This window comes from Borrelia nietonii YOR, from assembly GCF_023035795.1.
GTDB lineage: Bacteria > Spirochaetota > Spirochaetia > Borreliales > Borreliaceae > Borrelia > Borrelia hermsii.
Map to the genome: position 1 here is coordinate 334,848 of NZ_CP073148.1, position 12,934 is coordinate 347,781.

Annotated in this window: 9 protein-coding genes; 6 read left to right on the forward strand and 3 right to left on the reverse strand. The window is 29.9% G+C overall.

Annotated features, from left to right (window positions below; translation table 11 throughout):
- Window positions 1-48: 48 nt before the first annotated feature.
- Both flcA and bhYOR_RS01620 read right to left on the reverse strand, forming a co-directional pair.
- Window positions 49-2,907, reverse strand: coding sequence for a periplasmic flagellar collar protein FlcA (gene flcA / locus bhYOR_RS01615; protein WP_025399663.1), 2,859 nt, complete (start codon window positions 2,905-2,907; stop codon window positions 49-51).
- 16 nt (window positions 2,908-2,923) lie between these two features.
- Complete coding sequence (locus bhYOR_RS01620) at window positions 2,924-3,817, reverse strand: 1-acyl-sn-glycerol-3-phosphate acyltransferase (RefSeq protein WP_025399664.1); 894 nt, start codon at window positions 3,815-3,817, stop codon at window positions 2,924-2,926.
- 195 nt (window positions 3,818-4,012) lie between these two features.
- Here bhYOR_RS01620 and bhYOR_RS01625 point away from each other — a divergent pair, with 195 nt between their 5' ends.
- The 6 genes from bhYOR_RS01625 (at window position 4,013) to bhYOR_RS01650 (ending at window position 11,987) form a co-directional block, all read left to right on the forward strand.
- On the forward strand, window positions 4,013-5,614 hold the full coding sequence (locus bhYOR_RS01625; protein WP_025434014.1) for a peptide ABC transporter substrate-binding protein: 1,602 nt from the start codon (window positions 4,013-4,015) through the stop codon (window positions 5,612-5,614).
- Window positions 5,615-6,033: 419 nt separating this feature from the next.
- Window positions 6,034-7,620, forward strand: coding sequence for a peptide ABC transporter substrate-binding protein (locus bhYOR_RS01630; protein ID WP_025399666.1), 1,587 nt, complete (start codon window positions 6,034-6,036; stop codon window positions 7,618-7,620).
- A gap of 512 nt (window positions 7,621-8,132) precedes the next feature.
- A complete protein-coding gene (locus bhYOR_RS01635; protein ID WP_025434015.1) occupies window positions 8,133-9,053 on the forward strand; it encodes an ABC transporter permease in 921 nt (306 codons plus the stop codon).
- 9 nt (window positions 9,054-9,062) lie between these two features.
- Window positions 9,063-10,115 carry an ABC transporter permease gene (locus bhYOR_RS01640; RefSeq protein WP_025434016.1) on the forward strand — a complete coding sequence of 351 codons (1,053 nt, stop codon included), beginning with the start codon at window positions 9,063-9,065 and terminating at the stop codon, window positions 10,113-10,115.
- Between the two features lie 9 nt (window positions 10,116-10,124).
- Window positions 10,125-10,997: an ABC transporter ATP-binding protein gene (locus bhYOR_RS01645; protein WP_025434017.1), complete on the forward strand. Its 873-nt coding sequence runs from the start codon at window positions 10,125-10,127 to the stop codon at window positions 10,995-10,997.
- Window positions 10,998-11,987 carry an ABC transporter ATP-binding protein gene (locus tag bhYOR_RS01650; protein ID WP_025399670.1) on the forward strand — a complete coding sequence of 330 codons (990 nt, stop codon included), beginning with the start codon at window positions 10,998-11,000 and terminating at the stop codon, window positions 11,985-11,987. It abuts the gene before it with no gap.
- 165 nt (window positions 11,988-12,152) lie between these two features.
- Here the strand turns inward: bhYOR_RS01650 and bhYOR_RS01655 are convergent, their stop codons facing one another.
- Window positions 12,153-12,908, reverse strand: coding sequence for a hypothetical protein (locus bhYOR_RS01655; protein WP_038446178.1), 756 nt, complete (start codon window positions 12,906-12,908; stop codon window positions 12,153-12,155).
- Window positions 12,909-12,934 lie beyond the last annotated feature (26 nt).

The window sequence follows — 12,934 nt, forward strand, 5'->3', positions numbered from 1 at the left end:
AAATCCTTACAACCTTATAGCCTTTTAAACTAATAAACTTTAAAAAATCTAAAGATTATCGGCCAAATTATCATAAAACAATACTTTAGAACCAATGAAATCATTCTTAAAAATACTTCTAAGATTTAAACTAGCAAGATCTTTCTTAACATTCTTCACCATATCACCATCACGATTCAATAGATCAAACATTCTAGAAGATTCAGTCAAATTTGCAATCCCTGAATCAAAAAGATTATTATCTCTAACAATACCAGATTCAACCCTATCACCAAGAGATGCTCTTATCTCAACAACTCCAAGATTATTGTAAATCTCAATTTTCTTCATCAATAAAGCTCTATGATAATCATTCCCTTTAGGTTTAAACCCTAAAATACTAGATTTTTCTGATTCTAAATTCTGCAATACTCTTAAATAATAACTCCTAGCAGCTTCAAAATTACCCATTTTATAAAGAACAGATGCAATTGAATTTAAAACTTTATTACTATTTGCAAATCCGGACATATCTTCAACTTTAAATAAATAAACTAATGCATCTTTATAATTATTCTCCTTATAATTAAGCAATGCTAATTTATAATAAACATTTGGAGAATTAACCCCTTCATTTATTGCCATCTTATAAGAAGATATAGCTGATTTAAAACCATTTAAAGTCCTAAGAATATCTCCCTGCTTTTCATAAATTAAAGCAAGCTCCCTGGAGCCTTTAACAAGACCATTTCTTTTATAAAAATCATATTCATTTAAAGCCAGACTAACAATATTACTTGCTTTAAGGGAATCATTGCCTTTCTCATAAATATCTGACAAAATTCTATAAGCAATAATCTTTTCAGAGGAATTCTCAATTAAATTTTCATGTCTAAAGCTATTTAGTGCTGTTAATAAATACCCTTCTGCTTTTTTAAGATCACCCATATAATAAAAATATCTACCACTCTCAAAAAGAGCCTTATTGTAGTCAGGATTTTTGAACAAAATTCTTCTAAGAATATATTCAATCTCTGAGTTAAGATTAATATCATTTAAAGTATCAGAAACACTCTTCCCATTACCTGCCTTAAAACTAGAAAATTCTTTATTGAGTAAGTTCATTTGAGCACTCAAATATTTCAGATTTCTAGAAAGCTCGTTTATTCTTTTATTATAAACTGTAAATTCAACATATTTATCTATTAATCGCTTAGCATATTTAGTATAAACTACCTCGTCAATATCTAATCTCTCATTTGCCTTAATAAAAGCATTTACATTCTCAGCTTCTCTCTCAGCACCAGCCTCAATGTAAGCATTAAAAAGCTTAAACAAAATTTCCTTTTTATGCCCATATTTTGAAAGCAAAATAGTGTAATTATTAATGCTATCTTTGTAATATACAGGTTCTCTTTGGGCCCACTGAAAATAATTATCACCCTTAGCCATTAACGCTTCATAATCATAAATATCATAAGATATAACCTCATCCAAAATTGAATCAGCATCAGCATGCTCACCAAGCCTCATTTTCATAAAAGCATAAGATATATACCCATCCTTATCAAAATTTTTGCGTTTTCTCAAAGAAGCATCCACAGAAAATGGATCAATGGTAAATAATTCTTCGTATTTCTCCTCAGCACTATCAAAATCTCTTACATCTTCAAAAGCCTTAGCATAAGTTAAAAACCACCCTTTACTAGGCCGCATATAATATGCATCCCTAAAAGTAGATTTAGCAAGTTCTCTCTTATTCTCATATATATAAGACATTCCCTCTTTATATTTTTTATCAGACGCAACATAAAAAAACATAACATCAACTAAAAAATAGAAAGACAAAAAAGTCAAAACAACAAAAAGAGATGCTATTTTTAATATTGGGGTTAAAGCTTTAGAGAGTCTGTAGCTAAATTGCTTTTCAAGCTTGCTAAATTCTTCTGCCTTATAATACATAACAGGCAATTTAACAGAACGACCAACAATATCTCCAACAAATTTAGCAATAAACTTAAGCCCTTTCTTATTTTGTTCAATAAGATCAACTAATGCCTCAATCTTATATCTAGAAACATTATCTAGCATTAAAGCCTCAGCAATAGCAATTCTCAAATTTCTAGGATAAGAATCTAAATGTTTAAAAAACAAAGGATAATTGATTTTAAAATTATTTTTAGTAGAAGATTTTTTTGGCTCATCTTCCAAAAATTGAAAATCATCTGAAAGATTAGACCAATTATCCTCTTCAGCATCACTAAGCTTTTCAGAATTTTCATTAGAAACAGATTCATCACTGTAAGGGATTTCTAACCGATTATTTGTTTCATCTGATTTATTAAGACTAGTAATCATATTCTCAAAATCAAAATCATCATTATTATCATTTAGAGATTCATGATTCAAATCATTAGCACCAATCTCATTATCAAGAAACTTATCAGAATTCAATAAATCTGAATTCAAATCATTCTCTACATCTAGATTTTGCAAATTATCAGCATTATTTACATCGAAATTAATAGCATCGTCTAAACTAATAGAATTATTATCAAGAACTGTTTCAATATTATTTTCAAGATTAGAATTTAAAATATCAAAATCATTATCTAAATCATTAAACTCAGGGTCAATATCTACTTTTTTAGAATCTTTTAAAATTTCAATATCATTCTCATTGGCTTTGTTCTTCAGTCCTTCCTCACTATCAAGCACACCAAGAATAGCATCTAAATCAAGCTCATCATCAGATTCTTCTTCTACATCAAAAACTTCTTCCTGATTTTCCCAAGGAACAATAAGCTCCCCATCCTTTGGAGGTTCAATATCCATTTTAATGCCAAAACGTTCTTTTTTAGCTCTCTCATCAGAAACATCATCTAGTATTTCTCTTTTAAACTTATTTATTTTTTCTATATCAGGCATATTAACAATTAAAACCCTAAATTAAACCATTATATATCTTGGCCCCCTCTTCATGAAGAACCTCGAAACGTTTTTCTAAATCATCAGCAATCTTAGAACCCAAAATTTCTTTTGTCGGTTCTAAACCTTCTTGATTTAACTTATCTAAAATTAAATTTTTGTACTCAAGTATATCAAATATTTCTGTTGCATTATATACAAGAGTATCTTCTTTAAAAACATCACAAGACATATCACCATTTGATGAAACTTCAAGAATATTTCCATTAATACCAACCATTATAAAATAATCAAAAAGCTTAAAATAACTTGAAATTTCTGAAATTATTTTTTTAGTCTCAGGTTTATCTTTCCTATATCTTGTGGCTGTTGGAAAAATAAGAATCATATATCCACTACTCTTTTTATCCACAACACATCTCATAGAATTAGCATTAAAAATCCGCCTCTCTCTAATCGTTTCATGATCAACATCAATAAATGCATGTGGAGGATAAATAAATATTACGCTATAACCTAAAGATAAGCTCTTAATCAACAAATCATCTTTAAAAAGTTTAACACCAGCTATAGGAATAATATGTTCCGCAACTTCCTTGTAATTCATTTCATTAAGCAAAAACTGAAAACAAGGAAAATCAAAATTACTATAATGTTCCATTAATATAATTGAAGACTTGCCAGATTTAGTTTTTTCATAAAGTTTTAAAATATTTTGAATACCAACAATAGTAGAATTACCCTTAAGAAGTCTTTTGATCATTGTATCAACCAAACTCCTACTAACAGAATTTGCTTCATGATAAGAATTACTTAAACAATTTATCTTTTCAATAGATTTAAACCTACTAAGGAATTCATTCTCAATACCTTTAAAATATTTATTAAAACTCTCATTCTGTGTAAACATAAAACTTCATCCTTTAAAGTTCTCGAAAAACAATATACTAGCAAACCAAGAATATCTCATGTAGTATATTCATATGCAAATATTTTATATAATTATACTTTATTTATTTACCAAATTAAAGTAAAATCCATTCAAGTATGTTAAACAACAATAATTCAAAAGCAAAATAAAAAATATTTATAAGGGGAATAAATTATGAAATACAAAATAATAATTATTTTATCTTTTCTGATCGTATGGCTAACTTCTTGTTCCGGTGATGAGCACAAAGATAAAATAACATTTAGGGTAACAAATGAAGTCGAACCAGATTCACTTGATCCTCAACTTGCTACTTCTGTTCAATCGTTCAACATAATTATGAACATATTTTCAGGCTTAACAACAAGAGAAACACAAACTGGTGGATATAAACCAGGATTAGCTAAATCTTGGGATATATCTGCAGATGGACTTGTATACACACTTCACTTGAGAGAAGGTATCGTTTGGAGTGATGGGGTACCTATTACTGCTGAAGGAATTCGAAAATCTTATCTTAGGATTTTAAATAAAGAAACAGCTTCACAATATGTTGATATTGTTAAATCAGCAATCAAAAATGCACATGATTACTTTGAAGGTAAAATACCGGAATCTGAACTTGGCATTAAAACTATAGATAATTTAACTTTAGAGATAACTTTAATTGCTCCAAAGCCTTATTTTCTTGATATGCTAGTACATCAAACATTTATACCAGTACCAATTCATGTTATTGAAAAGCATGGACAAAACTGGACAAATCCTGAAAATATAGTAACAAGTGGTGCATACAAATTAAAGACAAGAATCCCAAATGAAAAAATAGTGCTTGAAAAAAACGATAAGTATTATAATGCTTCAAATGTCGAAATAGATGAAGTGATATTTTACCAGGTACAAGGAAACACCGCTTATAACATGTACATAAATGACGAGCTTGATTTTCTAACGAACGTAGCATCAGAATACTTAGATGAAGCTAGAATAAGGAACGATTACTATTCCCATCCTATAAATAGAGTGGTCTACATGGCATTTAATACCACCATCAAACCACTTGACAATGCAAAGGTTAGAGAAGCTTTAACTCTTGCTATTGATAGAGAAGCACTCAACAAAATTACTCTAAAGGGCCAATCAAAACCAACAAGAAACTTAACCCCACCATTTAAAAACTATTCTTACGGCAAACAATTAAAATTATTTGACCCACAAAGAGCAAAACAACTAATGGCTGAGGCTGGTTACCCTGATGGTTCGGGTTTTCCTACTCTTAAATTTAAAACCTCACAACGCAATGGAATGGCAATAAGTGCAGAGTTCTTGCAAGAACAACTTAAAAAAATACTAAACATTAATATCGAGATTGAAATTGAAGAATGGAATACATTCCTAGGTAGCAGAAGCACAGGTAATTATCAAATGTCATACATGGGATGGACGGGGGATTATTTAGATCCATTAACATTCCTTGAAAGTCTATTTACAACAGAAAATCAAGGATTTGGAGCATATGGCTATTCAAACAAGCAATATGATAATTTAATAAAACAATCTAATTTTGCAAAAGACCCACTACAAAGACAAGAAATTTTAAGACAAGCTGAGGCAATAATTACAGAGAAAGATTTCCCTGTTGCCCCACTCTCAATACTTCAATCATACTATCTCTTCAGACATGACAAATGGACTGGTTGGACTCCTAATGTTGCAGAAGCCTATCTTTATGAAGAAATAAAATATAAAAGAGAAAACACTAACAACAAAATATGAAAAGAATTTAATAAATTAACACTAATAATCATAAAAATACTACCACTTCTATAAACTAAACTGTAGAAGTGGTTTTTATGCATAACCACATAGCTTTCGAAATTACCACAAATTTTACATTCGTATCTCTCTTATAAGAGTTCATTATTTTATCTGATAGCATTTTATCCAAAACAGCATGTAACTATGCATCAAAACTTAAGCAAAACACATAATCTTAGCTAGCATCTAATAATATTCTGCATTCATATGCCTCTCTTCTTATTGATTTATACTTACACGTACTTTATGGTATAATGAGTTTCTTCAACAAAGTAATTAAACGGTTCAACAAACAAATTTTATAGGAAGCATCCTTTAGAACTTTTAGTTGTTTTTGTTGTAGTAAAATCAACTTTAATAGATAGGAGATAATAAGAATGAAAATAAAAAGACATACGTTTATGATATTTTTTTTCATAGCTATTCTATCCTGCGGTAAGGAAAGTAGCAAAGAAAATTTGGCATTTAAAATCAGTTTAGGAGGAGAGCCTAAATCAATAGATCCTCAATTAGCTGAAGATAAAATGGGTGCACATATAATAACGCAAATGTTTACTGGAATAGTAGATGGTGATTCACAAACTGGGGGATATAAACCAGGTCTAGCTCAATCTTGGGACATATCTGCAGATGGAACTACATATACATTTCACTTAAGAAAAGGTCTTGTTTGGAGTGATGGGGTGCCTATTACTGCTGAAGGAATTCGAAAATCTTATCTTAGAATATTAAATAAAGAAACAGCATCAAACTATGTCGGTACGATTAAGTCAACAATAAAGAATGCAGAAAATTACTTCGAGGGAAAAATACCAGAATCTGAACTTGGTATTAAAGCTATAGATGAATCAACTCTAGAAATGTCTATTATTACTCCAAAACCTTACTTTCTAGACATGCTAGTACACCAATCTTTCGTACCAGTACCAGTGCATGTTATTGAAAAACATGGACAAGAGTGGACAAATCCTGAAAATATGGTAGTAAGTGGTGCATACAAGCTCAAGGAAAGACAACCCAACGAAAAAATATCACTTATAAAAAATGATAAATACTTTAATGCCAAAAATGTTGAATTACAAGAACTTATATTCTATACAATAAACGATGCGTCAACTGCCTATAGAATGTATGAAAATAATGAAATAGATATGCTGGCATCTGCATCAATTCCACCTGATTTAATAAAAGAAATAAAATTAAGAAATGATTATTACTCATCCGCTATTAATGGTCTTTACTACTTTTCATTTAACACACAAATAAAACCTCTTGATAATGTAAAGGTTAGAGAAGCTTTAACTCTTGCTATTGATAGAGAAACATTAACAAAGAAAGTTATAGACAATGATTCTATTCCTACAAGAAACATCAGTCCAAACTTTAATCATTATTCTTACGGAAAACCACTAAAATTATTTGACCCACAAAGAGCAAAACAACTAATGGCTGAGGCTGGCTATCCTGATGGTACAAATTTCCCTCAACTAAAAATTAAATATAATACAAGCGAAGGACATAAAAAAATTTCCGAATTTCTTCAAAATCAATGGTCAAGAATTTTACATATCAACGTTGAACTTGAAAATGAAGAATGGGCATCATTCTTAGCATCTAAAACAAAGGGAGACTATGAAATCTCAAGAGCTGGTTGGATAGGAGATTACTCAGACCCATTAACATTCCTAAGTATATTCCAAAAAGAATTTTCACATTTTTCCTCATATCAGTACTTTAATGAAGAATATGAAAATTTAATAACCCAATCTGATCTCGAGCAAAATTCAAGTAAAAGACAAGACATTTTAAGAAAAGCTGAAGCAATAATTATAGAGAAAGATTTCCCCGTTGCCCCAATATACATATATGCAGGAAATTACCTGTTTAGAAATGATAAATGGACTGGTTGGGCACCTAACGTTGCAGAAAGATTCCATTTCTCTGAAATTAAAAGAATCAAATAACAAATAAACAGACATCTATCAAAATATTTTAACAGGTGTCTGTTTATTAATAATCCTCCACAAATTGTATTCTAAGATAACTCAAAAATTACAAAGAATGATTCTACTTATCATAAAAAGAATAGATTTTAATCTTAACAACTATTATCAGTCAAACCACTAAATTTGAACCACAAAGTTCAAAATAATTAACAAATAAGGCTAATTATCCCAATTATACGGATTTGTTTGACCCATAATCAATACCATGCGTAAAAAAGACATAAAAACTGTTAAATTTACTTAAAATCAATTAAAGTAAATCATTAAATCCTAATTTTTATCTATGCAAATAGAAAATTGATTTGCTTTGACAAATAGTAAAAATGTAAGCGATGAATACATACATTAAAAAGAAATTTTAATCGAAAAGCAACTAAAATAAATTCAAAAATTTTGAATAATATTAAGTCCCATATGTTAAAATCATTTATTATACAAATAAAATCTTTCTATGATGATAAGGAGCAATGATGTTAAAGTTTACAGTACAAAAATTACTAGAAACGATACCAACTTTAATAGTAATAATTTTTTTGTGTTTTTTAATAATGAGACTTGCTCCCGGAAATCCATTTGATTCTGAAAAACCTATTGACCCTCAAGTCAAAGAAAAACTGATGCAAAAATACCATCTTGATAAACCTTTTTATATGCAAGCTTACTATTACATCACAAACATTTTAAAAGGGGATTTCGGGCCATCATTAGTAAAGAAAGATTTAAATGTCAATCAATACATAAAATTAGGATTTCCCAAGTCATTTACACTCGGAATAATAAGCTTAATAATATCTCTCACACTTGGAATTTTGCTGGGATCATTAGCAGCAATTAAAAAAAATACTCGAACCGACTATATAATAAGAGTAGCAGCAATATTTGGGATTTCCGTACCCACCTTTGTAACTGGCCCTATTTTACAATATTTTCTATCTGTAAAGTTAAAATTATTTTACACTTCTGGATGGATTTCAGAACGCGGAGGTCTTGCAAATTTAATTATGCCAATATTAACAATGAGTTTGCCATGGATAGCTATTTTTACACGTATCATTAGAGGTTCTATGTTAGAAATACTGAAGAGCGATTTTGTAAGAACAGCAAAAGCTAAAGGACTAAGCTTTAATGTAATAATAAGAAAACATGTATTAATAGGCTCCATACTCCCTCTCGTAAGTTATATAGGTCCTGCATTTGCTGGTATAATTTCTGGTAGTATGGTCATTGAACAAATATTTAGAATTGCTGGAATGGGTACATTTACAGTAGAAGCATCTCTAAACAGGGACTACCCACTACTCATGGGTTCACTATTAGTATATTCAACAATATTACTTATCTCAATTTTAGCATCTGATATTGCTTACAAAAAACTTGATCCAAGAACATAGGTGAATAAAATGAATGAATATGAAAAACAAGACACTTGCGTTGAAATCCAAACAGCAAACATAAGAGCTTGGTTAAGATTTAAGGCAAATAAACTCGCATTTATTAGTATATTTATCATCGGATTTTACATGCTAGTTGCAATACTAAGACCAATACTACCAATATACAAATACTATACTCAAGTAGTAGAACATGCTGATTTGCCCCCATCTCTTAAGTATGCCGGAGAACTCTGGTATGAAAAAGAACTTAATTTCATAAAAAGAATGGCAGCAAAAGAAAAACGAGAAATAAACGAAGAAGAAAAAGCAAAACTGGAAGAAATCAAAAGAAAAATAGAAACCGATGTTCAAAAAATTGATGGAAAAGAAATTAAAATACACAAAAGAATATATCTACTAGGAACAGATAGTCTTGGAAGAGACTTGCTTGCAAGAATAATACAAGGAAGTCAGATATCAATATCTGTGGGCTTTATTGGAGCATTTATATCAATGATCATAGGCACTATAATAGGTGCGGTAGCGGGATTCTTTGGTGGTATTATCGATAGAATAATAACTAAAATAATCGAAATCCTTTATGTCTTACCTACATTACTTGTCATAATAACCTTAATGACTATTATGGAAAGGAATGTCATCGGATTATTTATTGCAATTAGTATCATCTCATGGCTAACAATTGCCAGAATCGTAAGAGGGCAAGTAAAATCACTTGCAAAATCTGAATTTATACAGGCAGCTAGAACATTAGGTGCAACAAATAGGAGAATGATATTCAAACATTTGATTCCTAATAGCTTTGGAATGATAGTAATAATTACAACAATGAATGTCCCATCATTCATTATGCTTGAATCATTTCTATCATTCCTAGGTCTTGGAATATCAGCGCCAATGACTAGTTGGGGAGAATTAATAAAAAATGGAATTCCTACATTTATTGAATATCCATGGAAAATCTTCATTCCAGCAACAGTCATGACAATATTCTTACTATTTATGAACTTTTTAGGCGATGGACTAAGAGATGCATTTGATCCAAAAGATAACCTCTAGGAGACATTAATGAGAGAAGACTATATACTGAACATAAAAAATCTATCAATTGAATTTAAGTTGAAGCATACAACAATACATCCTGTAAACAACATAAATTTAAAAATGAAAAAAGGGGAAATTAGAGCCATTGTCGGAGAATCTGGAAGTGGAAAATCTGTCACAAGCATGGCAATACTAAAACTACTGCCTGAAACTACGACAGTATACAAAACTGGAGAAATACTATTTGAAGGTCAAGACTTACTAAAACTTAACGAAAAAGAACTTCAAAGTATTAGAGGCAATAAAATAGCAATGATCTTCCAAGATCCAATGACTTCTCTAAATCCATACTTAAAAATATCTACACAAATTGAAGAAACAATAATGTTACATCAAAAATTAGATAAAAAGACAGCAAAGCAAAAAACAATAGAAATGTTAAAAACAGTTGGTATTATAAATGCCGAAGAGAGAATAAAACATTATCCACACCAATTTTCAGGGGGAATGAGACAAAGAGTTATGATTGCAATGGCTCTCAGTTGCCACCCATCATTATTAATTGCAGATGAGCCTACCACAGCTCTTGATGTTACAATTCAAGAACAAATATTATTACTCATTAAAAACCTGTCTAAAAAATTCAATACCTCTACCATATTAATAACCCATGATTTAGGAGTAGTTGCAGAAGTATGCGATACAGTATCTGTAATGTACCAAGGGAAATTTGTAGAAGAAGGTACAGTACAAGAAATATTTAAAAACCCTAAACATCCATACACAATTGGGCTTTTAAAATCAATACTTACTCTTGATAAGAATCCAAATGAAAAACTTTATTCAATTAAAGATCATCCTATTGAAACTACCACAAATAAAACTGAGGTGATTTAAATGAAAAATGAAAAAGACATAATTCTTAAAGTAGAAAACTTAGTACAAACATTCACAATTGGAGAAGACTTCTTATTTTGGAAAAACAAACGTAAAGTAAATGCCGTCAATGGTATCAGCTTCGAAATTGAGCGCAACAAAACACTAGGCCTTGTTGGGGAATCTGGATGTGGTAAATCAACAACTTTAAGAACAATAATGCAACTCTATACACCAACGTCTGGTAGCATATATTTCAATGGAAAAGATATTACTAAACTGTCAAAAAGAGAACTTTTAAAGACAAAAAAAGACATGCAAATGGTATTTCAAGACCCTCATACATCCCTCAATCCAAGAATGACAATAAAAGAAATCATAGCAGAACCATTAGTTATATACAACGAAAATAAGATTTTCCCAAGAACCAAAAAAGATATTGAAAAAAGAGTAAATGAATTAATGGATATTACTGGACTTGCAAAAAGCATGCTATCTAGATATCCGCACGAATTTTCAGGGGGACAAAGACAAAGAATAGGCATAGCAAGAGCACTTGCACTAAATCCCAAACTCTTATTGCTAGACGAAGCTGTCTCTGCACTAGACGTATCAATCAGAGCACAAATTTTAAATTTGCTTAAAGATTTACAAAAAGAATTAAGTTTATCTTATCTGTTCATCTCACATGACTTGGCAGTAGTAAAATACATGAGTGATAAAATTGCCGTAATGTATCTAGGAGTCATCCTAGAAATTGCTCCTAGAGATATTTTATTCTCAAACCCTAAGCACCCATATACAAAAACATTAATAGCATCTATTCCTGATATTAATCCTGACAAAACTAAAAATAAAACTATTAAGCTTGATGAACCATCTTTAACAAATATGCGAAACACATCTTTAACACCAGAAAAAGCATCTCTTGAGGAAGTAGAAAAGGATCATTTCGTATCTAAGTACCTCTTTGATGAAATGAATCGACTGCTAAATAAAAATGATACTTAATACAAATAAAAGTCAGACTTTTATTTGTATTAATCCATATTTTTCTATTTAAGCTTTATAAGATCATGTAAGCTCTTTGCTTAAGTTCAGCTTAATTCTATATTTCCGCAAGTCAATTGTATTTAAGAATTGCTAATAAGAATTAAGGCTTTTCCCCTCAAACGATTAATTATCAAAATAAGAGACTTCAAAATCAATCTTATTGTCAATACCTTCAACTGAATACAAATTAATTCTATTAACATTATTCTTATCTATAACTTTATTTCCAGAATCGACAAAATAATAATAAATCCTACCCTTCGGAAGATCTTTAAGCTTAATAGTATATACACCCTTATGAGGTTCCTGTTCAACCAATCTATTTAAAAATGGATTAAAATTATTAAAATTGCCAGCTATTGTAATAATCTGCCCAGGACGACCTATATAAAAAATTTCAACTTCTCGACCATCAGAAGAATCGATTGGATTTCGTAAAGACACATAACTATGATCTACACCTATGTCAATTATAGAGAATGGTATTAAGTCTTTGTTAAAGACCACATTTTTATTATATTCATCATTAGTCCAAATACCATCCACAACAAGCCTATATTTAATCCTACCAACTCCATGAGGGAGATTAATTTTGACAAAAAAAAGACCATACTTATTTTTTTTAAATAAATACTTTTTTGCATAACTATCAAAATCAAAAGCAGCAAAAACTTTTCTAATACCCTTACTTGGGGGATAGAACATGATGACTCTCTTAGAGTCGACAATTGGTAATAAATTATCTTTTCTTGTTGAAACTTCTAAAAATTCATTTAAAGATAAATCAAAATTTTCAATTATGTAACCTTGTGAGCAAACATTAGCAATATTAAAGAAAAAGAATATAAAATAAAATAACCATTTCAAAGTTCTTTCCATGATTTAATTATAAAATCCAATAAACA